This window comes from Cytobacillus oceanisediminis (assembly GCF_007830235.1).
Lineage (GTDB): Bacteria > Bacillota > Bacilli > Bacillales > Cytobacillaceae > Cytobacillus > Cytobacillus oceanisediminis.
Genome location: NZ_VLKI01000018.1, coordinates 30,577 through 52,108, shown reverse-complemented (window position 1 = coordinate 52,108; position 21,532 = coordinate 30,577). Strand labels below are relative to the sequence as shown.

Here is a 21,532-nt window from a genome sequence, read left to right as displayed (position 1 = left end):
TTGGATACCTGCTGGACTTCAAAATACGATAGAAAAAGGTGCATGGAGATGAACACATTAAACTGGATCAGATCTGATGTTTATGAAGAAATGGAGCAAGCGGCAAAAGGGAAGCTGAGAATGATTCCAGGATTATGGATAGATGGGAAAACATATTGGATGGAGAATGGGTTTAAAGAATTATTTCCGGAAGAAAATATTTCTGTCCATGTAAAGCGGGATAATATCCATTCCAAAATTTCTTATTTCAAAAGTTATATTACCAATCATGAGGATAAGCCACGTAATGTGAAGCTTTTAATACAGCATAAACATGAATATTCTTCTCGTGAACATTTCTCATTTATTTCTCCTGCAGAAAATGTCATTTTCCATATGGCTGATTCAAAAGTATTTTTGGTTAACGGCCAATTGAGCGGAAAGAAAATGGCAGAATGCTCGATTCAGCCTTATTGGAATTTATATAGTGATCAAATTTGGAAGTGCAGGAACAAAGGAATTCTAGAGTACCACCCCATGGCCAAGGGAAATGCCATAAGCATATTTGTCTTCAACGTTGGGTTTGAAGGCAAAGGAACAGTTGAAGCAGACTCGTGGATCGTGAGCGGTGACAGTAAATCAGAGCTTCTGCGGTATAACCAGTTACTTTTAAAAAAACGTACTAGCATTTCGATTTAAAAAATGATATTATAGAAAAGTCGTATGAACGAACTAGTTTGAACATAGTTTGGAGGGAAATTACATGCGTGTGAACATTACGTTAGCTTGCACAGAATGTGGAGATCGTAACTATATTTCTAAAAAAAATAAACGAAATAATCCAGATCGTCTTGAGCTTAAAAAATATTGCCCAAGAGATAAGCGTTCGACTACACATCGCGAAACAAAATAAGCGGTAGGATGATTCCTACTGCTTTTTTTGTTGATTTTTTTATTGGGTATACTTACCTTTATTGGCTAAATTGTACTGGATGGTTGTCATTTATATCTTTCTGTTGGAGGACTGCAAAATGGAAACAAAAAAGAAGTTTCTTCGAAAAGAAATGCTGGGAAGGCTAAAAGAATTGAATAAGCCGGAGCATGAACAGCGTTCATATGAAATAGCCCGCAAGCTATATCAAAGCCCTCTATGGCTACAGGCTAAGACGATAGGGATTACAGTTTCAAACCCGCCCGAGGCTGATACCTGGCAAATCATAAGAAAAGCTTGGGAGGAAGGGAAGAGGGTGGCTGTCCCTAAGTGCAATCCAAAAACAAAGGAAATGGTATTCCGGGATTTGGACCGCTTCAGTGATCTGGAGTCAGTATACTATGGCTTATGGGAGCCGATTGAAGCAAAAACTGAGGAAGTTTCAGGAGAAAAAATCGATACTTTGATTGTTCCGGGAGTGGCCTATATGAAAAATGGTTATCGCCTTGGATTCGGGGGAGGCTATTATGATCGTTTCCTCGAGAGCTATAAAGGCAATACAATTTCATTGGCATTTGCCTTCCAGGTGATTAAGAGCCTTCCCGTTGAAGAACATGACCGGCCGGTGGAAATGATTATTACCGATGAGCAGATATGGAAGACAAACGATGCTTGAGTATGCTTTTATTTTAACTTTTATATTTGTAACAGCGCTGGCCGGCTTTTATTTTAAATTATTATCTATGTCAGGGAGCTTAGCAGCATTTACCATTGGCATGGCTGTTGGCTGGGGCTTCGGGCTGCGTGGGCTTTTGGTGCTGGGTTTCTTTTTTGCCAGTTCAAGCTTCTGGTCAAAATTTAAAAGCAAACAAAAAATAAAAGTCGAAGACAAGCATGAAAAAGGCTCACGCAGAGATTGGCATCAGGTAGCTGCGAATGGGGGGATTGCTGGCATTGCAAGTATACTTTATCTAGTTTACCCTTCCCCTGTTTGGCTAATAGGCTTTCTGATCAGTATAGCCTCAGCCAATTCGGATACATGGGCATCAGAGATCGGTTCATTAAGTAAAAAACCGCCGTTGGCAATCCGTACCTTGAAGCCTGCCGAAACCGGTACTTCAGGTGCTGTCAGTCTTCTAGGGACATTTGCCGCCATGGCAGGTGCCTCGGCCATTGCATTAATATCATTCTTTTTGTTCGACCTTACGCCTTTTGAAGCTTTGTTTATATTGGCTTTCGGCTTTGCGGGAAATGTAATTGATTCCTTTACGGGGGCTTACTTGCAAGCAATATACAAGTGCAATGTTTGCGGAGCAGAAGTGGAGAAATTGAATCACTGCGGTAAGAAGACGTCCTTAATAGGAGGCAAACGGTTTGCCGATAATGACTTTGTCAATTTTTTTGCAGGTTTAGCTTCAACAGCACTGGGAATGCTTCTATATATATTAATGACATAAGGGAAACAGCAGCTGCATCGGGATAAAAGTTTTCGTATTCATTTAATAACATGATAGGTAAAGGGGCGGTTTTGATGAGGAATCGGGTAAACAGAGTCGTATTAATTGGAACAGGGTTTGTGGGATCCAGTTATGCTTTTGCATTGTTAAATCAGGGTGTTACAGAGGAATTGGTTTTGGTTGATTTAAATAAAGAGAAATCTGAAGGAGATGCAATGGATTTAAACCACGGGATGCCATTCGCTCCATCTCCTACCTCTATATGGTTTGGTGATTATTCTGACTGCAAAGATGCCGATTTGGTTGTGATCACCGCGGGCGCAAATCAAAAGCCTGGTGAGACACGACTTGATCTTGTGGAAAAGAATACAAAGATTTTTAAAAGTATTGTTGGCCAAGTAATGGCAAGCGGCTTTGATGGAATCTTTCTTGTCGCTACCAACCCTGTTGATATTTTGACATATGCTGTTTGGAAGTTCTCAGGGCTTCCCAAGGAGAGGGTCATTGGTTCAGGCACAATATTGGACACTGCCCGTTTCAGATATCTTCTAGGTGAGTATTTTAAAGTGGATACACGGAATGTCCACGCCTATATAATTGGTGAACATGGAGATACGGAGCTGCCGGTTTGGAGCCATGCAGACATTGCCGGAAAAAATATAGATGACTGGATAAGTAAAGAGGCGGCCTATAAGCAGGAGGATCTGGACTCATTATTTTTAAATGTGCGTGATGCAGCTTATCAGATTATTGAACGGAAGGGCGCTACTTATTATGGAATTGCGATGGGATTGGTTCGGCTTACAAAGGCGATCCTGCAAAATGAAAATTCGGTGCTGACTGTTTCAGCTTATTTGGATGGACAATATGGACATAATGATGTTTATATTGGCGTTCCGGCTATTGTTAACAGAAATGGAATACGTGACATCGTAGAGCTTAATTTAAGCAAAGATGAACAGGATAAATTTACCCAATCAGTAAAGGTACTTAAAAAGACAATGGAACCTGTTATTAAGAATTAAGAATATCTATTGAAGCATTCAAGATATTGCATTTGTTATTTTTTGCTTGTGTTGAAATATGGATAAAAGCTTCGTCCTCTTCTCAAAATAATAAAGAGGAGGGATTTCGAATGTCTCGATTATTTTCCATATTCATGATTGGGCTGGGCGGTTATTTTGCCTACCAGAACCGCTATCGATTAATAAATGTCCTTTTTGGCAATGCCTTTCTCCGCAGGTTCCTTGTCAGCTCAGTTATGAGCTTTCCAGGTGTCCGTGACCGGATGATGAGCTCCGTTTTTTCATCGGGAGCTTCGGAAGGACGGCAGTAGATGAGTAAAAAGACCGTAATAGGTCTTTTTATTTTGCTGTTATTCATAAAGTGCTTATTCTTTTACAAAATGAAGCCTTTTTGCCTATAGTTAAATAAAAGCAGTAAGAGAGTGGGGGAAGAATTGGGCTTTCGAGAGGATTATATATTTTGGGCCTTGGCGCATTATTTTATATCTGACCAAGAGTATAGGATGATTCAACTATCAAAAGGCCAGGACGAACTGTGGCTTGAAAAGCTGGAACATAAAGAGGCAAAGGTAATACGGCTGCTAAAATATAATCTTGATTGGAGCAATTGGATGCAGCGGGACATTGAAAACACCGCCCAAAAAGCTGAATCAATCAGAAGGCAGCTTGGCAGAAAGGAACTGCCAATTTTAAATATATATGTTACCGCCTACCCGCCTGTTGATGATTATGAATTCCGTATATTAGCGCCATTTATGGATGAAAAAGGAAAGGCTTCTGTTCAAACGTTGATTATTGATTCCAGTCATCCTGAGAGCATAAACAAGATTGAGGCCATCTTTCATGATCCATTATCCCTGCCTGGCGGGGAGTTTACTGAAACTGACGCCGATGGGGTAAAGCATGCAACCCTTTCAAAAGCTGTAAGTAAAGCGAAAAAAGAAAAGGCGTTATTCAATTTTGGAAAACCTCTTTTTACGTATATCTTCGTTTTTATTCAAATAGCTGTTTTTATGTTATTGGAATGGAAGGGCGGGAGCACAGACACTTCCACATTGATCAAGTATGGAGCTAAATTTAATCCTCTTATTTTGGAAGGGGAATGGTGGCGGTTCTTTACTCCAATTGTTCTGCATATCGGGCTGCTTCATTTATTAATGAACACCCTTGCATTGTATTACCTTGGATCAGCGGTGGAACGGGTATACGGAAATTTAAGGTTCTTGTTCATCTATATCCTTGCGGGGTTTGGCGGGACTTTAGCCAGTTTTATTTTCAGTCCCACCCTTTCAGCGGGTGCGAGTGGAGCAATTTTCGGCTGTTTTGGCGCACTGTTGTATTTCGGGCTCATCTATCCCAAACTCTTTTTTAGAACGATGGGATTCAATATACTTGTTGTGCTGGGAATAAACCTGGCCTTCGGGTTTACGATTCCTGGAATTGACAATGCGGGCCATATAGGCGGGCTAATAGGAGGTTTTCTTGCCACTGGCATCGTTCATTTTCCAAAAAAGAAAAAACCATGGCTGCAGTTTTTATTTTTAGCCGTCACGGCAAGCTTAGTTGCCGGTTTATTAAAATATGGATTCAATGAGCCGGGAAATTTGATGAATGAACAGACAGCCATGGTTATGGCTCAGGAGTATATTAAGACGGAGGAATATGAAAAAGCGCGCTCTTTGCTTGCTAATTTTATTAAAGAAGAAGAGGCTTCTCCTGAAGTCTATTTTCTTTTATCCTATGCAGAAATTAAAGGGGGAGATCTTCAGAAAGCGAAGGAGCATCTCGACCGCGTAATTGATGAAAAAGCGGCTTTCCATGAGGCGCACTATAACCTGGCGCTCATCTATTTAGAAGAAGAAAATACTGCAAAAGCAAAGCAGCATGCCCAAAAAGCAGCTGATTTGAATCCGGGCCAGGAGGAGTATCAGCAGCTCTTAGAGCAAATTGCAGACTGGGAAACATCCGGGCAGCAATAAAGTTTAATTTACTAGAGGGCACAGGCGGCAGTTTTGTTTTCCTCTCTTAATTCCTAGCAATTTTCCGTGCTATTCAGGCATTTTTTTAGAATCATACCATTCACTGGTATGATTTTTTTTTCGCATGTCTATCCTGTTGAATAGTATGCAAGGAAAAGAATGGAATAGATTGCTGAGGTGGGGATGATGGAGCAGGTTAAACGTGAGCCTGTAAAGGTGTCGCTGAAAGAAAATATTGCCTACCTAAGAGAGGCTCTTGGAGTAGAAAAAAGCTTTGATGTTATTCAGCTTGATGTCGAATACGCAGAGAGGGAAATGGCCCTCTATCTTGTAGATGGTTTTGTAAAAGACGATATTTTGCACTACTTGATGAAAATGCTGGCAGGCCTGGACAAAGATCAGCTGGAAGGGGACACCCTCTCAAGGCTGATTAAAACATATATTCCGTATGTTGAGGTTGAAACAAGCGATGATTTAAATAAAGTGGTGGATATGGTGCTGGCTGGCCCAACTGCTCTGGTGGTGGATGGAGTAGATCAGGTCATTCTAATTGATGCACGGACCTATCCTGTAAGAGGCCCTCAAGAACCGGATATTGAAAGAGTTGTCCGCGGATCAAGGGATGGTTTTGTAGAGACACTTGTTTTTAATACAGCTCTTACACGAAGAAGGATCAGGGATCGGACACTACGAATGGAATATATGCAAGTCGGGAGACGTTCCAAAACAGACATTGTAGTCAGCTATATAGAAGACATAGCTGATCCGACAATGGTGGGAAAAATTAAAGAGTCTCTTTCGAAAATTGACACGGATGGGCTTCCCATGGCTGAAAAATCCATCGAAGAATTTATATCGGGACGGCATTGGAACCCATATCCAATGGTCAGGTATACCGAGAGGCCCGATACAGCAGCTACTCATCTTTATGAGGGGCATGTTTGTATTATTGTAGATGGGTCACCAAGTGTTATCATAACGCCAACTACTTTTTGGCACCATCTGCAGCATGCAGAGGAATACAGGAATAAACCCCTTGTTGGTGCTTATTTACGGTTTGTGCGTTTTTTGGCGGTTTGGGCATCCATCTTTCTTTTGCCGTTATGGTATTTATTTGCTGTTGAACCGCAATTGCTGCCTGAGGCTTTATCATATGTTGGTCCAAATGAAACAGGGCAGCTTCCTTTAGTAGTCCAATTTCTCATAATTGAACTGGGACTGGATATGCTGAGGATGGCTGCCATTCATACACCGACCTCACTTGCCACAGCCCTTGGACTGGTGGCGGCCCTGATGATCGGGCAGGTTGCTGTTGAGGTTGGTTTGTTCATTAATGAAGTCATTCTCTATTTGGCGATTGCAGCAATTGGAACTTTTTCAACGCCAAGCTATGAAATGAGCCTGGCAAATCGGTTAATCAGAATAGGATTGCTGATTGCAACAAGCTTATTCCATACATACGGATATGTAATTGGAATTGTGCTGCTGATTATTATGCTTGCAAGATTGAAGTCTTTCGGAGTACCGTACCTATGGCCGTTTATCCCTTTCAACTTAAGGGCATTCAGAGATGTTTTGATCAGGTCGCCAATCCCGTTGAAAAACAGGCGCCCGCGGTTTCTTCATCCGAAGGATCCCGACCGCTAGATTTCTTCATAATCCCTCCCTGGCAGAATCAGGGAGGGATTCTTTTTGGCATGAGCAGCAATAGCTATCATAACGGTGCAGCTTGCTCCTTCCCTCTTGAGGAGGGGGATAATTTAGATTATACTTTAATGTGGCAAAAACTTATTGATAAAGGTCGAGGTAAAGGATGAAAACCATTTATGATATACAGCAATTCTTGAAGAAATATGGGACGATTATATACATAGGAGACAGAGAAGCTGACTTGGAGCTTATGGCATCCGAATTAAAGGATCTTTTTGACTCACAGCTTATTGACGTGAAAGACTATCAAAGTGCAACTTTGCTTATACGGACTGAAATTCAGCGTCTAAGAGAGAAAAAATAGACAGAAAAGGTGATTAATTTGGCAGAGAAGTGGCTAATTGGTGTAGATTTAGGCGGGACAACTACGAAACTTGCTTTTATCAATTACTATGGGGAAATTCTTCACAAATGGGAAATCCCAACTGATAATAGTGGAGAAGGTAAAAATATAACGATTAATATTGCAAAAGCGATAGACCGCAAACTTGAAGAGCTTGATCTGACGAAGGACAAAATAATAGGGCTTGGCATGGGGGCACCTGGACCGGTCAATCTGGCCACTGGTGTCGTTTATAATACGGTTAATCTCGGCTGGAAAGATAATTATCCGCTGAAGGATCTGCTGGAAGTGGAAACGTCTCTTCCAGTCATTATTGATAATGATGCAAACTGCGCTGCCCTTGGCGAAATGTGGAAGGGTGCCGGCAATGGGGCTAAAGATCTTGTTTGCGTCACTCTGGGAACAGGTGTAGGAGGAGGCGTGATTGCCAACGGGGATATCGTTCAGGGTGTGAGCGGTGCCGCAGGCGAGATTGGACACATTACCTCGGTCCCTTTAGGAGGGGCCCAGTGCAATTGCGGCAAGACGGGCTGCCTTGAAACGATCGCGTCTGCTACAGGGATTGTACGGCAGGCTATTGAAAAGCTGCAATTGAGTGAAGCCGGCGAGCTTGCTAAATTGTACAAAGAGAACGGGCATATTACTGCAAAAGATGTTTTCGATACAGCAAGGCTTGGAGATGCAACTTCTCTTTCAGTTGTAAGCGATACAGCCTTACATCTCGGATTGGCTTTGGCCAATATTGCAAATACGCTTAATCCGGAAAAAATCGTACTAGGAGGAGGCGTATCAAAAGCAGGGGATATATTGTTAAAACCTGTTGTCGGAAATTTTGCCAAATTTGCATTCCCGAGAGTCAGGGAATCAACAGAAATCGATATTGCCACTTTGGAGAATGATGCTGGTGTGATCGGAGCAGCCTGGCTGGCAAAAAATAAATAAAACATTAAAAGTACCTGTTTTATGCGGGTACTCTTTTATTGTTTGATCCGATAATTCTGAATTATAAGAATACCGAAACTAAATAAGGTTTCAAACGTCTAATAAATTGGGTAAACACAGTAGCAGCCATTCTATAATTTTACAAGTTGAGTGTAAATTCTGAATTGATTTTGTGTAAAAAAAGTATTAAGATTTGATTTGCCAAAATATAATATTCCTTATCATGCAAAGAGCTTGTTGCTTCCAAAACTTCTAGGAGGTAGAAGAAGATCATGAAAAAAATACAATGGTCAAAGTTCTCGCTGATTGCCCTTGCGACTGTCTTGCTTTGGCTTAAGACATATATAGTCTATAAAACCAGCTTTGAAATTAAGATAGAAAACTGGAAACAGGAGTTCATATTGTTTCTCAATCCATTAAGCTTTCTTCTGTTTGTATTTGGATTCGGGTTATTTATGAAGGAAAAAAAACAAAAACGCTATATTTTGATTTCCAGCTTCGCCATTTCGTCTGTATTATTCGCTAATGTTGTTTTCTACAGGTTTTTTAACGATTTTTTAACAATTCCTGTGCTTTTCCAAACGAGTAATATGAGCGATCTTGGAAGCAGCGTAAATGAACTTTTAAATGTAAGTGACTTGCTGTATTTTACTGACTTTGCAATCCTTGCCCTTATTGTTTCCATGAAACCTGGCCTAGCAGCCTATCGTCCCGCCTCAAAAATGTATCGCAGGGCATATTTTTTGGGTGCGGTTGCTGTTGCATTTTTTAATCTTGCATTGGCGGAAACAGAACGCCCGCAGCTTTTGACCCGTACCTTTGACAGGGAGATGCTTGTTAAAAACATCGGAACCTACAATTATCATATCTATGATATTTTTCTCCAATCTAAATCTTCTGCCCAAAGGGCACTTGCCGATGGAAGTGAACTGGCAGATATAAAAAACTACGTATCAGCGAATTATAAAAAGCCGGATGAAGAGATGTTTGGAATTGCAAAAGAAAAGAACGTTATTCTTATTTCTATGGAATCTACCCAGAATTTTGTAATCAATGAAAAAGTAAATGGACAGGAGATAACGCCATTTCTGAATGATTTTATTAAGGAAAGCTATTATTTTGAAAATTTTTATCATCAGACAGCTCAAGGTAAAACATCAGATTCTGAATTCCTGGTGGATAACTCGCTGTATCCGCTCAGCCGTGGAGCAGTATTCTTCACTCACTCCGGAAACGAGTATAATGCAACTCCAACTATCTTAAAAGATAAAGGATACTTTACAGCAGCCCTGCATGCGAATAACAAAAGCTTTTGGAACAGAGATATCATGTACCAGTCCTTTGGTTATGACCGTTTTTATTCCTTGCCGGATTATCAGGTTAGCAACGAGAATTCAGTCGGCTGGGGTTTAAAGGACATTGATTTCTTTGAGCAATCTGTACAGCATTTAAAAGAAATGCCAAAACCTTTTTATGCAAAATTTATTACACTTACGAATCACTTCCCATTTGATCTCGAGGAAGAAGACCAATTCATCCAGCCCTATAATTCTGCAGATAAAACAGTAAATAATTACTTCCCGACTGTCCGTTATCAGGATGAGGCACTAAAAAATTTCATCCAGCGATTAAAGGAAGAAGGCTTATATGAAGATTCAATCATTATTCTCTACGGTGATCATTATGGAATTTCCGAAAACCACAATGAAGCAATGGGCCAATTCCTTGGAAAAGAAGTTACACCTTTTGTCAGCACACAGCTGCAAAAAGTTCCGTTAATCATTCATATACCGGGACAAGAAGGAAAGACGATTTCCAAGGTTTCCGGTCAGATTGATCTTAAACCAACTATTCTTCATATGCTTGGCATTGATACGAAAGGGTCGATTGAATTTGGTGCTGATTTATTTGCAAAAGATAAAATGGATTTTGCTGTATTGCGGGACGGCAGCTTTGTAACTAAGAAGTATGTATATACCCGGGATATCTGCTATGATAAGGAAACGGAACAGCCAATCGACAAAACCGCTTGCGAGCCATATATGGCTAAAGCAAAAAATGAACTCCAATATTCGGATAAGATCATCTATGGAGACTTGCTGCGTTTCTATGAAGATGCAGACCAAGAATAAATATGAAGGGTAATGAATAGCCTAAAGCCTGCGGTTTCGCAGGCTTTTTTCTGCGGAAAAACAGTCATCTTTTTTCTTTTTCATTCATAAGATTGAAACGATGGAAAGGGGGAGAAAGATGAAAGTTAAAGTCCGGTCCGGAGATTCATTATGGTATTACAGCCAGCTCTTCATGATGCCAATAAATCTTATTATTGATTCAAATCCAAGCGTAAATCCGGCTTCTCTAAAGATTGGACAGGAGATAAACATTCCCGGTTTTACCTTACAAAACTATGCTGTAAAAAAGGGTGATACCTTTTGGAAGTTAGGTACCTCCAGAAATCTGTCCGTAGATGCCCTTCTGTTGATTAATCAAACCCTTAATCCAAATAGCCTGACTGTCGGAGCAGTCATTAAACTGCCTAAACGCGTCATTTCGCCGATTGTGGCAGGCAGGAGACAATATGATTTTAAAGCTTTAACGGCTGATATATCCACATTGGCGGCCATTTATCCATTTATTAAGATAAATACAATTGGAAATAGTATTCTTGGGAAGCCTATTCAGGAGATTCGTCTTGGGAAGGGAAATAAAAAAGTTCAAATAAATGCTTCATTCCATGCGAACGAATGGATTACAACACCGATTTTAATGGCATTACTAAACAATTTCCTTTTATCTTTAACCAATGTTAGGCCTATAAGGGGCTTGTCAACAATGCCTTTATATAATTCCGTGGATCTTTCCATAGTGCCTATGGTTAACCCAGATGGGGTTGATCTTGTTTTAAACGGTCCACCGCCTGAAGTAAGGGAACAAGTTATTGAGATAAACAGAGGTAGTACTGATTTTTCCGGCTGGAAGGCGAATATTAGAGGGGTGGATTTAAATAATCAATTTCCTGCCAAATGGGATTTTGAAAAAGAAAGATCAGAACAAGATGCCCCTGCGCCAAGAGACTACCTTGGGGAAGCGCCTTTAACAGAACCGGAAGCAATAGCCATGGCTGACCTGGCAAGGAACAGCCAATTTGAAAGAATGCTTGCTTTCCATACCCAGGGATCAGAGTTTTATTGGGGATATGAGGGAATGGAGCCTCCGGAGTCACAGGTGATCGCTGCTGAATTTGAACGTGTCAGCGGCTATAGAGCAGTCCAATTTATTGACAGTTTTGCCGGCTATAAGGATTGGTTTATTCAGGAGTTTCGCAAGCCAGGATTCACAATCGAACTTGGAAGTGGAATCAATCCTTTGCCTTTATCGCAGTATGATGAAATATATGAAGAAGTTCTAGGTATTTTCCTCGCATCGCTTTACATGTGAAAAATATATTTTTTACCCAGTCTGTTTCTGTATTGTTTTTTAATTCAGCAGAGATTAAAATAAACTATCATTACTATTATTTCAGCAATCAGCAGCATGAGATTTAGCCGCTTTTCCAATTAAAAGCCGGAAAATCGGCTTTTTCCTATTTTTGAAATTATTTCTACTATAATTGAAACATTTTCACGCCATTTACGTACTCATATATAGGGAGAAAAGGAGGTGCGGATTTTGAATATTAGACAAATTACATATAGATGCAGGTTTCTTTTTTTATTTCTTTTTCTCCTTATTTTCATTATTTTGATGGCGGGCTGTGAACAAGCAGAAAAGACTGAGATTCAGCCGGAATCAAAGCAAGAAGATCAAACTTCTGAAGAGTCCGTATCTCCAGTTGAAGATAAGAAAGATAGCATAGTACCTATCAAACCTATAGCAGGGGAGTTCCAGGGAGCAAATGGCTGGCTCAGCGATGAAATAATAGTTTACACTGTAAATGCAGGAACCAAATCAAATGTGTATGTTTATAACTTATTTACCGGAGAGCAAAACCTTCTTTTCGAAAGTTCGGCGCCTATTGCCACGGTTACGATTAGCCCATCCGGAAAATACGTGCTGATTCGGTCATCTCCAGGCACATATGAAAATATCTTGACGGTTGTAAAAGGAAATGGAGAAGTTCTAATGAATGAAAGTCTTTCATCATTTGATCTTGCTGTTGAATGGAATCCCTATAATGAAGAGTCCCTTTTAGTTTCCTCATTTACAGAGGATTGGGATTTTACTTCCTACCATATGGATATCGAGGCAGGCAGCCTACAAGAAATCAAAATTAGGGAACCCTTTGCCCAATGGGCTAAGAATGGCCAATTATTATTTCTTGGCTGGGACAGTGAAAACCCGTCTCTTTTTGCTCCTTTAATAATGCAATCTATTAATAGGGATAATGAAAAAGAGGTTATGGATAACATTTTTCAATTTGATGCAGCAAAAAACAGGGTTATGACGATTACGGTGCAGTCTGATAAATCGGAACAAGCAGTTTATACATTTATGGATAATAATTTCCGTAAATTGTCGTCATTTACAGTCCCGCATTTAACAAGATTTTCTGACTGGCTGGTGCCTTATTATGACTGGGCAGAAGGGAATTTCATAACCTTCCAGCCTCTCTATAGTGCTGAAAGTGATATGTATGCTGGCGATTTTCAGCTTATTGTCTTTGAAAGTGAAACGGGGATTAAAGAGGTTTTGATGGAAGGAATGGAAAATACGCCAATTAGCTGCTCTCCTAATGGCAAAGCCTGCTTAGCCGGTTTTTATCTTGAAGAGTTAATCATGCTCAATAGCAAGGAAAAGGTTCCGCTCTTGGAAAATAAAGAATTATAAATTAATGCTAAAGGAGTCAGGTTATGGCAATCGCAGATGTTACAGTAATTCCTATTGGAACAGAGACACCAAGTGTCAGCAGTTATGTAGCTGATATACAGCGTGTATTGAAAAAATACGAAGAAAGCGGAAAAATACGTTTTCAATTAACACCCATGAACACCATCATAGAAGGCGAGCTTCCCGTATTGTTCGAGGTAATTCAAGCGATGCATGAAGTCCCTTTCGAAAAAGGGCTAATGAGAGTGGCCACGAACATCCGCATTGATGACAGGCGGGATGTTAAAAGAAAAATGGAAGAAAAGGTCCAAAGAGTAGAAAGCCAATTGGACAGCTAAAATAAAAGGGCCGCCCGTATAGGGCAGCCCTTTTATTTTAGTGAACCGCTGGGTATCCGCTGTTTATTAATGTCATTACAGCAAACCATCCGAAAACGGCAAAGGTTCCGGCAGCAAAAAACAACCCAAGGAAATTCTTGTTTTTAAGTGCGCTAATGGCACCAAAAGCTGCAAGAACTGCAACTAATGCAAAGATAATAGGTAGTCCCATTAAGATAGCCCCCTTTATTTCGTGATCAGCAGGCGAAAGCCATGTTAAAATTCTTTTCAGGTAATATACCCTGTATGTAATGCCTAAGTATACATTCGTAATTTATTTTATATTTTTTTTCTCTATTTGTCGAGGTCTAAAAATGACACTTGTATGTCATATGCTTTAGCAATACCCTTTATTAAATCCTGTAAGTGCAGCTCAGAAAAATAAATCTGGCCAACATTAACATCCTTCGCAGTAAAAACCAAATGTTCCTGAAACTGATATTCAGCCATTCGAATGGCTTCAGCACTGCCTCCTGTTATGAAGAAAGCGCAAAGCAGCTCTGAGTATAAATAATATCCTTTGGCAGATTCTAACCCAAAGTCATCAAAAGTTTCTCCTTTTTCGCCATTAATTATGTAATACAGCAGTGAAGTTCCCTCAAAAAGGTCTGACTCTACCAGCAGGCTTTTTGCAAGTTCTACTTGATCTTTGTTTTTATATAAAAAAATGCCTCTCTGAAAATCAAAGAATTCGGTTTCCTTTTTAATGAAATCCATAAATTCGGGCACTTCTTCAACAATATAGTTCGCTTCAACTCCATAAAGAACTTTCATCTTATTCTCCTTTATCCAAGGTTTATACATTCCATTTAATTATGCAGCTATTATAGTGTAGAATAAAAGGTAACTTATACATCAATCGGAGGTGTCAGCGATGGAATGGAATCAGATTCCGCTTGGCCCATTGCAAACAAACTGTTATGTACTATCGAATGAAAACAAAGCATGTTTAATTTTTGATCCGGGTGAAGAAAGCGCGAAGCTCAGCAGCTTCCTTAAGCAAAAAGGGCTAAAACCTTTAGCCATTGTTCTTACTCATGCCCATTTTGATCATATTGGGGCAGTAGACGATATTAGAGAAGAATTCGGCATTCCTGTATACATACATGAAAAAGAGGCAGAATGGCTTCCTGATCCAGCCTTGAACGGGTCGCACCTTTTCAAAGTTGGCAAGCTTATCAAAGCCAAGCCCGCAGATCATATTATAACGGGTGAAAAAGAATTAAGCATTGGGGAATTTACATTTACAATTTTTGAAACACCAGGTCATTCCCCTGGCAGCATTTCTTTATATTTTAAGGATGCAGAGCTCGTAGTTGCAGGAGATGCTTTATTCAATGGCAGTATTGGCCGCACAGACCTGCCGGGCGGCAATCATCAGCAGCTGCTGGACAGTATCCATGCCAAACTCTTGACCTTGCCTGAAGAAACCGAAGTACTTCCAGGACATGGGCCCGCTACGACGGTTGGACAGGAAATGGATTCAAATCCGTTTTTGAATGGATTCTAAAAAATGGCTCTGTTAAAGCTTATTGTTATTTTTGAGCACCCTGTTGATTGGAGCGGAAGGCACTAATCAAGCGAAAATGCATTCGCATTTCCTTCGTGCGGTGTTATTTCAGGGAAGCTTATTCAAAGTCCTGCGGAAGTGCGGATCAAAGGGAGACCCCGCAGGAGCAAAGCGACGGGGAGCGTCGGACCGCCCGCGGACAAGGAGTGCCTGCAGAGGAAATCAACAGGCAAATTTAACAGAGCCAAAAAAATAGAAAAGCCCTTCTCCAAATGAGAAGGGCTTTTCTGGGGGATGTTTTATTCATATAATGGGAGGGGATATAGTTAAGCTACTACTTTAACAATATAACACAGAAAACACTATGTCAATAGTGAAAATAGATAAATAAAACAATAAAATTGGCTGTTATCAACAACGTTTTTTATACAGATTCCACTAAGAAAAAAGGAGGAAATATGCTGAATTATTTTAAGAATTATATAGAGAATTCCACTTTAAGAATGATTAGCTATGCCGAATATATCCAGCAGGCTCTTTATCATCCTGAATACGGATACTATATGAAAAGTAAACCCAAAATCGGTCCTGAAGGCGATTTTATAACATCCAGCAATATATCTGATATTTATGGAAGGACCGTCGCAAAGTGGTTTTATAATGAGGCCTGTAAAAATCATCTGCCTTTTCATGTTTGTGAAATCGGGGGAGGGAATGGGCGCTTTGCCAAGGCATTTATTGATGAGTGGAAATTGCTTGCAGACGGGCAGCTTCAATACTATATATTGGAAACGAGCCCTTATCACCGCCAGCTGCAGCAGGAGAAAATTTCATTTTCAGATCATATCAGGCAAATAGAAAGCCTGGATGAAATATCGCCATTTAAAGGCCTGATTTTTTCAAATGAATTGTTTGATGCTTTTCCTGTTCATGTTATTGAAAACAATAGTGACGGGCTGTATGAGATGATGGTGATGGTTAAAAAGGGGCAGTTGGCCGAAATTGCTGTTCCATTAAATAATGAAGAAATTCTTTTCTTCCTTGAGGAAAGCGGCTTAAAGTTGAGTAATGGACAAAGGATTGAAATTCCTCTGCAAATGGAACATATGATAAAATACATAGCTGAATCACTGGAGCAGGGAATGGTGTTAACAGTAGATTATGGGTATTCAAATGAAGAGTGGCAGGAGCCTGCCAGAAGAGAGGGAAGCTTGCGGGGATATTATAAACATGCGCAAATAAATAAAATTCTTAAGCATCCTGGTGAAATGGACATCACCAGCCATATCCATTTTGACTCGCTGATCCGGATTGGTGATCAATATGGTTTGAAATTTATTCATAAGCTGAGGCAGGATGAATTTTTGCTATCCACAGGTATTTTGCAGGAGCTGGAAGACCACTATGACCCTAATCCATTTTCAGAGGTCAGCAAAAGAAACCGGGCTATAAGGAGCCTGATTATGCCTTCCGGAATGAGTTCGGCATTTCATGTCATCCTTCAGCATAAAGGGGTAGAAGCCAAATAAAAAAGCGATGAAGATTCATCGCTTTTTTATTAAGTATAAATGCTATTATTGCACGTGGGCTATTAGTGGCCGCCCGCGCCTGGAGTCATCATAAAAGTTGACCAGTAAGTGAAGCCTACGAAGAAAACTGTTAAGTACGCTCCAAAAACATAAATATACATACGTTCGGAAAGCTTTAAGTAGCTTAAAAGCAGGAAAAATCCTGTTTGGCCGAAGAAAATCAGGGACGTTGTATACATGTCGCCCAAGTAAAACATAACGGCGAAAATTCCCGTCCAGAATCCTAATACTCTGTACATACGATCCATATGTATCCCTCCTTTTACCCTTACAAGTCCATCACTACAATATTATAAAGTAAATGCTTATTAAAAGTAAATAATCTTTCTACTTACTTTCCCACAATTGCCTGGTAGGTGCAAGTGTCACAGCCAGTCAGCATGTTTCCTTTTTCCACCAATTGAATGGAATCAAACAAACTTTCAAACATTCCCTTCAAAAATTCAAAGTGCATATTGCAAACAGGCTCTGCATGTTTGGCTGCTACCTCTTTGAAAGGGCAATTGTAAATTTGGAAATATACTTTAGTCTTTTCTTCATTAGTATCAAATTCCGGATGGAATCCTGAAAGATTGGCTGCATGTTTTAAAATATTTAATTTCTGGTCAAAAGTAAGTTCTTCAAAGCTGGAAAATCTTTTAAGCTCCTGATCAATTAACTCTTTGCCAAACCTCTTTCCTGTAGCATATAAGGCTTTTCTGCCTTCTTCGCCTAATTCAAGCATAGTTTCCATTGCAATTTTCGCAAGAAGCTGATAGTCCCTATATGGAAAATGCAGCTGGATTACATCATCAGACAAGCGATATAACCGGCTTGGCCTTCCGCCTCTGCCTGTTTTCTTCGTTTCAGAAACGAGCATATTTACATCTTCCAGCTTCGATAAATGCAATCTTGCTACATTTGGATGGATGCTGAAATTATCTGCAATCTCCTGAACAGTTACATCTTTGTGCCTTTTTGTAATGTATTGATAAATATAATAGCGAGTTGGATCGGATAACACATTTGTAATTTTTAATGTCTGTTCCATTTTATTTTCACCTCAAAAGGGTTATTTTATCGCAGTCTTACTAGCAGTAAGTCCCCATTTTTAGAATTTAGGCAATCCAATGAGGAAAAAATGGGGGCAACTGCTCCTAAAGGCCCGATTAAAGAACTCAGACTAAGACCGCCACCTCCAGTGGCAACGTCTGAGTGACCCACGTCATGTGGACCACAACGAACACTCAGTGAAAACCCTACTGAGTGAAGTTTCACTTTATCCCGTTGTACGGGCAGTTGCTTATCCCGGAGAAAGCCGGGCCATGAAGAAGGCTATTGAGAAAACTGCCCGCTAAAAGCCTGATTTCTAAACTTAGCTGTGTTGCTTTCTCCCATTATAATACAGGCGCTACAGGTTAACACTGTAATCACTATAAGTTTAGAAAATGTTCACAATTAAAATTTATTCGGCCGCATATAACTGTACAGAAGTTATACAAATGATATACAATACCATTAATCAAATAAGAAAAATAAATAATTGTGAGGTGAAGAGGAATGAGCCAACTGACTTTTTTCACGTATCCCAGCTGTACGTCCTGCAGAAAAACAAAGAAATGGCTGACTGCCCATTCAATTGAATTTGTAGAAAGGCATCTCTTCAAGGATACTCCCTCTCCAAGAGAAATATTGAAGATCCTTTCCTTAACAACGAGCGGCCTGGACGAACTGCTTGCAACGAGAAGCCAAACCTTTAAAAACTTAGAACAGAACCTCGATGAACTATCATTATCTGAAGTTGTACAAATCGTTATAAAAGACCCAAAGCTCCTGCGCAGGCCTATTCTGACAAACGGAGAAAAAATCGTAATTGGCTACAACCCGGATGCATTTAAAAATATGGCAAAGTGATTTTGGAAGAAGAATGCGAATAATGGCATTCTTCTATTGAGTTGTGCATAGGGTGCCGATTACTCCTCAGTATTAGCAGACAAAAAAGCGAATAGAAACAAGAAAAAAAGAAGGGAGCAAGATAGCTCCCTTCTGCTAAACAACTGGGCTAGCAGGACTTGATTAATCCCCATGAACGGCTTCTTGAAATACTACGTGTATTCACTCCGCAGACACATTTAATTGAATTTTTCCTTCAGTATAAGCTTCATTGTTAAAATTTAGTTAAATGTGTTGATTCGAACCTACGCATGACGGAGTCAAAGTCCGTTGCCCGTTGAATAAGCTCCAAGAAAAACATCAAAGAAATGTAGTTAAATATGCCGATTACTCCTAAGTATGAGTTAAAAATAAGAAGCGAAAAAGAGAAAAAAAAAGGAAGGAAGCATAATATCTTCCCTCCATAAACAACTGGGCTAGCAGGATTCGAACCTACGCATGACGGAGTCAAAGTCCGTTGCCTTACCGCTTGGCTATAGCCCATTGAATTAAATGCCTTTCGGCTTGTTACGATATTATTTTTAGATATCTCCCATTTTTTTATTCACAAATTCGCCAAAAATTTATGCCGTTTATAAGAGGGAATGCTCGGAATAAGTCGAATACATTTATTATATTAAAAAAGGTGGTGTTAAAATCAATTGAGCACAATCGAAAGAATGGCTGAGCGAATCATTAAAGATGCCATTAGATGCCATGCCTCTGACATTCATATCATTCCCCGCAGAAAAGACACTCTTATCCAGTTAAGGTTTGGCAGCAAACTGGCCCCAAGGCTTTATCTCCCTAAAGAAGAATGCGACAGACTGATTTCACATTTTAAGTTTACTGCTTCAATGGATATTGGTGAAAAGAGGAGGCCGCAAAGCGGAGCTTATTCTCTGGAAATCGATGGACAAATGATTGGACTCCGTTTTTCAACTCTTCCATCCAGCCACAACGAAAGCCTTGTAATCAGAATTCTTCCCCAGCAGGAACAAATTCCTTTCTTTCAAATCAGCCTTTTTCCGAACATGACCAGAAAAATGCTTGCACTGCTTAAGCATGCCCATGGACTTATAATTTTCACCGGTCCAACCGGAAGCGGCAAAACCACGACCTTGTATTCCTTATTAAATGAGACTTCCCATATGTTCCACAGAAATGTCATAACTCTGGAAGACCCCATTGAAAAAGTAAATGACATGGTTCTCCAAGTTCAAGTTAATGAAAAAGCGGGCGTTTCCTATGCTGCGGGTTTAAAGGCCATTCTTCGCCATGACCCAGATATTATTATGGTTGGAGAGATCCGCGATGCAGAAACAGCAAAGATAGCAGTAAGGGCAGCGCTGACAGGTCATTTAGTATTGAGCACAATGCATACAAGGGATGCAAAAGGGGCTGTATATCGGTTAGCCGAGTTTGGTGTAAATATGCTTGAAATTGAACAGACTCTTGTGGCAGTGACGGCGCAGCGGCTTGTGGAACTTACTTGCCCATATTGTGAGGGTGAATGTTCTTCTTATTGTTATGGGTATGGCAGGTGGAAAAGGGCAAGTGTATTTGAACTTCTTGCGGGAAGAGCACTTAATGCTTCCATAAAAGAGGTCAGAGGAGAGGTAAATGATGTTAAATACCGAACGCTAAAGGAGGTAATAACAAAGGGTATTGCCCTTGGCTATATTAAGGAATCGGAATACAGCAGGTGGGTGCATGATAATGAAGCAACATAAATGGACCATTCAGGAACAAGGATATTTTCTAAAAAATACAGGCGATCTACTGTCCAGGGGATATCCATTATCCGAAGCGTTAGAATCACTTATATACCAGCTTCCTAGCAAAAGAAAGCAGGAGATAAGCCATTGCCTCTCTGAGTTGAAAGAAGGATACCCCTTTTATCAGATCCTTTCCAATATGAACTTTAATAAAAGCTTGATTGGATACGTGTTTTTTGCAGAGCAGCATGGAGGACTGGCCGCCGCGTTTCTGGAAGGCAGTGAAATGATTCTAAAAAGGGGGAAGGACGTTGAGAAGCTAAAGAAACTAATTGCATATCCTCTTTTCTTAATTATAATAACCTCTTTTCTCTTTGTTTTCGTAGATAATATATTATTGCCCCGTTTTTCTTCATTGTTTGTTTCCATGAAACTGCAGCCTAATTTCTTCACTAAAGTTGTCTACCTTCTTGGCGACCTCCTCCCTGTCTTAATGGTCCTAAGCCTCTTCAGCATTATGGTTCTACTGGTTTACTATTTTTTCAGATTTCGAAAGCATTCTCCCCTTGATCAGAAGCGGAAAATTGTAAGGATTCCTGTTGCAGGCCCTTTTCTCCGTCTGTACTATACTCACTTTTTTGCCGTGCAGCTTAGTTATCTATTAGCGGGCGGCCTTTCTGTATATGAAGCTCTAAGTTTATTTGAAAGAAATGATAAACAGCCATTTTACAGGGGGATAGGAGAGGCTATGAAAATAAATTTGCGCAATGGAGATAAGCTGGAGGATATTTTAATAAGTTTCTCTTTCTTTGAAAAGGAATTATCAAACATCATCAGGCATGGGCAGAAAAATGGCAGGCTGGATCAGGAATTAATCTTTTTCAGCAGGCACTGCCTAAGCCTTCTTGAGGAAAAAACAGAAAAGCTGCTCAAATTGATTCAGCCGCTTTTGTACTTGTTTATTGGCTTTTTAATTGTATCCATGTACCTGGCGGTATTGCTGCCAATGTTTCATCTATTGGAGGGATTTTAATGAAATTACAAAAAATCAAAAACGACAAGGGATTTACACTGATTGAAATGATGATTGTTTTGCTGGTTATTTCAGTGCTGTTAATCATCACAATACCGAATGTGACTAAACATAATTCAAAAATTAACAGCAAAGGATGTGAAGCATTTATACAACTCATTGATTCCATAAACAGGTATATAGAAAATATATGGATACTCT

23 protein-coding genes, 1 tRNA gene and 1 pseudogene are annotated in these 21,532 nt (G+C 40.0%); 20 read left to right on the top strand and 5 right to left on the bottom strand.

What is annotated here, in order from left to right:
- Positions 1-48 precede the first annotated feature (48 nt).
- From IQ19_RS21605 to IQ19_RS21540, 14 genes are all read left to right on the top strand, one after another.
- A complete protein-coding gene (locus IQ19_RS21605) occupies positions 49-678 on the top strand; it encodes a hypothetical protein (protein ID WP_144544986.1) in 630 nt (209 codons plus the stop codon).
- A 64-nt stretch (positions 679-742) separates the two neighbouring features.
- Positions 743-892, top strand: coding sequence for a 50S ribosomal protein L33 (gene rpmG / locus IQ19_RS21600; RefSeq protein WP_009332954.1), 150 nt, complete (start codon positions 743-745; stop codon positions 890-892).
- A gap of 118 nt (positions 893-1,010) precedes the next feature.
- Entirely contained in the window at positions 1,011-1,586 is a 576-nt protein-coding gene (locus IQ19_RS21595; RefSeq protein WP_144544984.1) for a 5-formyltetrahydrofolate cyclo-ligase, read from the top strand.
- Positions 1,579-2,367 carry a DUF92 domain-containing protein gene (locus tag IQ19_RS21590; RefSeq protein WP_144544982.1) on the top strand — a complete coding sequence of 263 codons (789 nt, stop codon included), beginning with the start codon at positions 1,579-1,581 and terminating at the stop codon, positions 2,365-2,367. Before IQ19_RS21595 ends, IQ19_RS21590 begins: the two co-directional genes overlap by 8 nt.
- 74 nt (positions 2,368-2,441) lie before the next feature.
- Complete coding sequence (locus tag IQ19_RS21585) at positions 2,442-3,392, top strand: L-lactate dehydrogenase (RefSeq protein WP_144544980.1); 951 nt, start codon at positions 2,442-2,444, stop codon at positions 3,390-3,392.
- A gap of 110 nt (positions 3,393-3,502) precedes the next feature.
- Positions 3,503-3,703 (top strand): hypothetical protein, encoded by a 201-nt coding sequence (locus IQ19_RS21580; protein ID WP_144544978.1) that lies wholly within the window; start codon positions 3,503-3,505, stop codon positions 3,701-3,703.
- Between the two features lie 123 nt (positions 3,704-3,826).
- Complete coding sequence (locus tag IQ19_RS21575; protein WP_144544976.1) at positions 3,827-5,371, top strand: rhomboid family protein; 1,545 nt, start codon at positions 3,827-3,829, stop codon at positions 5,369-5,371.
- Positions 5,372-5,557: 186 nt separating this feature from the next.
- Positions 5,558-7,018 carry a spore germination protein gene (locus IQ19_RS21570; protein ID WP_144545089.1) on the top strand — a complete coding sequence of 487 codons (1,461 nt, stop codon included), beginning with the start codon at positions 5,558-5,560 and terminating at the stop codon, positions 7,016-7,018.
- Between the two features lie 166 nt (positions 7,019-7,184).
- Positions 7,185-7,385, top strand: coding sequence for a YqgQ family protein (locus IQ19_RS21565; protein ID WP_144544974.1), 201 nt, complete (start codon positions 7,185-7,187; stop codon positions 7,383-7,385).
- 18 nt (positions 7,386-7,403) lie between these two features.
- On the top strand, positions 7,404-8,366 hold the full coding sequence (locus IQ19_RS21560) for an ROK family glucokinase (RefSeq protein ID WP_144544972.1): 963 nt from the start codon (positions 7,404-7,406) through the stop codon (positions 8,364-8,366).
- A 272-nt stretch (positions 8,367-8,638) separates the two neighbouring features.
- Positions 8,639-10,498 carry an LTA synthase family protein gene (locus IQ19_RS21555; RefSeq protein WP_144544970.1) on the top strand — a complete coding sequence of 620 codons (1,860 nt, stop codon included), beginning with the start codon at positions 8,639-8,641 and terminating at the stop codon, positions 10,496-10,498.
- Positions 10,499-10,616: 118 nt separating this feature from the next.
- Positions 10,617-11,804, top strand: coding sequence for a M14 family metallopeptidase (locus IQ19_RS21550; RefSeq protein WP_144544968.1), 1,188 nt, complete (start codon positions 10,617-10,619; stop codon positions 11,802-11,804).
- 231 nt (positions 11,805-12,035) lie between these two features.
- A complete protein-coding gene (locus tag IQ19_RS21545; protein WP_144544967.1) occupies positions 12,036-13,193 on the top strand; it encodes a YqgU-like beta propeller domain-containing protein in 1,158 nt (385 codons plus the stop codon).
- Positions 13,194-13,216: 23 nt separating this feature from the next.
- On the top strand, positions 13,217-13,531 hold the full coding sequence (locus tag IQ19_RS21540; RefSeq protein ID WP_144544964.1) for an MTH1187 family thiamine-binding protein: 315 nt from the start codon (positions 13,217-13,219) through the stop codon (positions 13,529-13,531).
- 37 nt (positions 13,532-13,568) lie between these two features.
- Here the strand turns inward: IQ19_RS21540 and IQ19_RS21535 are convergent, their stop codons facing one another.
- Both IQ19_RS21535 and IQ19_RS21530 read right to left on the bottom strand, forming a co-directional pair.
- Positions 13,569-13,742 carry a DUF2759 domain-containing protein gene (locus tag IQ19_RS21535; RefSeq protein ID WP_110066177.1) on the bottom strand — a complete coding sequence of 58 codons (174 nt, stop codon included), beginning with the start codon at positions 13,740-13,742 and terminating at the stop codon, positions 13,569-13,571.
- Positions 13,743-13,864: 122 nt separating this feature from the next.
- Positions 13,865-14,344: a hypothetical protein gene (locus tag IQ19_RS21530; RefSeq protein WP_144544962.1), complete on the bottom strand. Its 480-nt coding sequence runs from the start codon at positions 14,342-14,344 to the stop codon at positions 13,865-13,867.
- 100 nt (positions 14,345-14,444) lie between these two features.
- On the opposite strand from IQ19_RS21530, the gene IQ19_RS21525 reads away from it, so the two are divergent.
- Both IQ19_RS21525 and IQ19_RS21520 read left to right on the top strand, forming a co-directional pair.
- Entirely contained in the window at positions 14,445-15,080 is a 636-nt protein-coding gene (locus tag IQ19_RS21525) for an MBL fold metallo-hydrolase (protein ID WP_144544960.1), read from the top strand.
- A 458-nt stretch (positions 15,081-15,538) separates the two neighbouring features.
- Positions 15,539-16,609, top strand: coding sequence for a class I SAM-dependent methyltransferase (locus IQ19_RS21520; RefSeq protein ID WP_144544959.1), 1,071 nt, complete (start codon positions 15,539-15,541; stop codon positions 16,607-16,609).
- 62 nt (positions 16,610-16,671) lie between these two features.
- On the opposite strand, the gene IQ19_RS21515 is transcribed toward IQ19_RS21520, so the two are convergent.
- Entirely contained in the window at positions 16,672-16,917 is a 246-nt protein-coding gene (locus tag IQ19_RS21515; RefSeq protein ID WP_009332938.1) for a DUF2626 domain-containing protein, read from the bottom strand.
- 83 nt (positions 16,918-17,000) lie between these two features.
- On the bottom strand, positions 17,001-17,699 hold the full coding sequence (locus tag IQ19_RS21510; protein WP_144544957.1) for a helix-turn-helix transcriptional regulator: 699 nt from the start codon (positions 17,697-17,699) through the stop codon (positions 17,001-17,003).
- A gap of 509 nt (positions 17,700-18,208) precedes the next feature.
- Here IQ19_RS21510 and IQ19_RS21500 point away from each other — a divergent pair.
- Complete coding sequence (locus IQ19_RS21500) at positions 18,209-18,562, top strand: Spx/MgsR family RNA polymerase-binding regulatory protein (protein WP_144544953.1); 354 nt, start codon at positions 18,209-18,211, stop codon at positions 18,560-18,562.
- Between the two features lie 450 nt (positions 18,563-19,012).
- Here IQ19_RS21500 and IQ19_RS21495 read toward each other — a convergent pair.
- A tRNA-Gln gene (locus IQ19_RS21495) sits at positions 19,013-19,084 on the bottom strand.
- Positions 19,085-19,242: 158 nt separating this feature from the next.
- Between IQ19_RS21495 and comGA the strand changes: the two genes are divergently transcribed.
- From comGA to comGC, 3 genes and pseudogenes are all read left to right on the top strand, one after another.
- Positions 19,243-20,313 (top strand): competence type IV pilus ATPase ComGA, encoded by a 1,071-nt coding sequence (gene comGA / locus IQ19_RS21490; protein WP_144544951.1) that lies wholly within the window; start codon positions 19,243-19,245, stop codon positions 20,311-20,313.
- Positions 20,300-21,331 (top strand): competence type IV pilus assembly protein ComGB, encoded by a 1,032-nt coding sequence (gene comGB, locus IQ19_RS21485; RefSeq protein WP_144544949.1) that lies wholly within the window; start codon positions 20,300-20,302, stop codon positions 21,329-21,331. Before comGA ends, comGB begins: the two co-directional genes overlap by 14 nt.
- A pseudogene (gene comGC, locus IQ19_RS28690) lies at positions 21,331-21,498 on the top strand (competence type IV pilus major pilin ComGC); the annotation flags it as partial. The gene comGB and the pseudogene comGC, both read left to right, overlap by 1 nt.
- Positions 21,499-21,532 lie beyond the last annotated feature (34 nt).

What these genes read in the sequence shown, in the direction of transcription:
- IQ19_RS21605 (WP_144544986.1), top strand. Translation starts at nt 49, where the DNA reads ATGAACACATTAAACTGGATCAGATCTGATGTTTATGAAGAAATGGAG.
- rpmG (WP_009332954.1), top strand. Translation starts at nt 743, where the DNA reads ATGCGTGTGAACATTACGTTAGCTTGCACAGAATGTGGAGATCGTAAC.
- IQ19_RS21595 (WP_144544984.1), top strand. Translation starts at nt 1,011, where the DNA reads ATGGAAACAAAAAAGAAGTTTCTTCGAAAAGAAATGCTGGGAAGGCTA.
- IQ19_RS21590 (WP_144544982.1), top strand. Translation starts at nt 1,579, where the DNA reads ATGCTTGAGTATGCTTTTATTTTAACTTTTATATTTGTAACAGCGCTG.
- IQ19_RS21585 (WP_144544980.1), top strand. Translation starts at nt 2,442, where the DNA reads ATGAGGAATCGGGTAAACAGAGTCGTATTAATTGGAACAGGGTTTGTG.
- IQ19_RS21580 (WP_144544978.1), top strand. Translation starts at nt 3,503, where the DNA reads ATGTCTCGATTATTTTCCATATTCATGATTGGGCTGGGCGGTTATTTT.
- IQ19_RS21570 (WP_144545089.1), top strand. Translation starts at nt 5,558, where the DNA reads ATGGAGCAGGTTAAACGTGAGCCTGTAAAGGTGTCGCTGAAAGAAAAT.
- IQ19_RS21565 (WP_144544974.1), top strand. Translation starts at nt 7,185, where the DNA reads ATGAAAACCATTTATGATATACAGCAATTCTTGAAGAAATATGGGACG.
- IQ19_RS21555 (WP_144544970.1), top strand. Translation starts at nt 8,639, where the DNA reads ATGAAAAAAATACAATGGTCAAAGTTCTCGCTGATTGCCCTTGCGACT.
- IQ19_RS21550 (WP_144544968.1), top strand. Translation starts at nt 10,617, where the DNA reads ATGAAAGTTAAAGTCCGGTCCGGAGATTCATTATGGTATTACAGCCAG.
- IQ19_RS21540 (WP_144544964.1), top strand. Translation starts at nt 13,217, where the DNA reads ATGGCAATCGCAGATGTTACAGTAATTCCTATTGGAACAGAGACACCA.
- IQ19_RS21535 (WP_110066177.1), bottom strand. Translation starts at nt 13,742, where the DNA reads ATGGGACTACCTATTATCTTTGCATTAGTTGCAGTTCTTGCAGCTTTT.
- IQ19_RS21530 (WP_144544962.1), bottom strand. Translation starts at nt 14,344, where the DNA reads ATGAAAGTTCTTTATGGAGTTGAAGCGAACTATATTGTTGAAGAAGTG.
- IQ19_RS21525 (WP_144544960.1), top strand. Translation starts at nt 14,445, where the DNA reads ATGGAATGGAATCAGATTCCGCTTGGCCCATTGCAAACAAACTGTTAT.
- IQ19_RS21520 (WP_144544959.1), top strand. Translation starts at nt 15,539, where the DNA reads ATGCTGAATTATTTTAAGAATTATATAGAGAATTCCACTTTAAGAATG.
- IQ19_RS21515 (WP_009332938.1), bottom strand. Translation starts at nt 16,917, where the DNA reads ATGGATCGTATGTACAGAGTATTAGGATTCTGGACGGGAATTTTCGCC.
- IQ19_RS21510 (WP_144544957.1), bottom strand. Translation starts at nt 17,699, where the DNA reads ATGGAACAGACATTAAAAATTACAAATGTGTTATCCGATCCAACTCGC.
- IQ19_RS21500 (WP_144544953.1), top strand. Translation starts at nt 18,209, where the DNA reads ATGAGCCAACTGACTTTTTTCACGTATCCCAGCTGTACGTCCTGCAGA.
- comGB (WP_144544949.1), top strand. Translation starts at nt 20,300, where the DNA reads ATGAAGCAACATAAATGGACCATTCAGGAACAAGGATATTTTCTAAAA.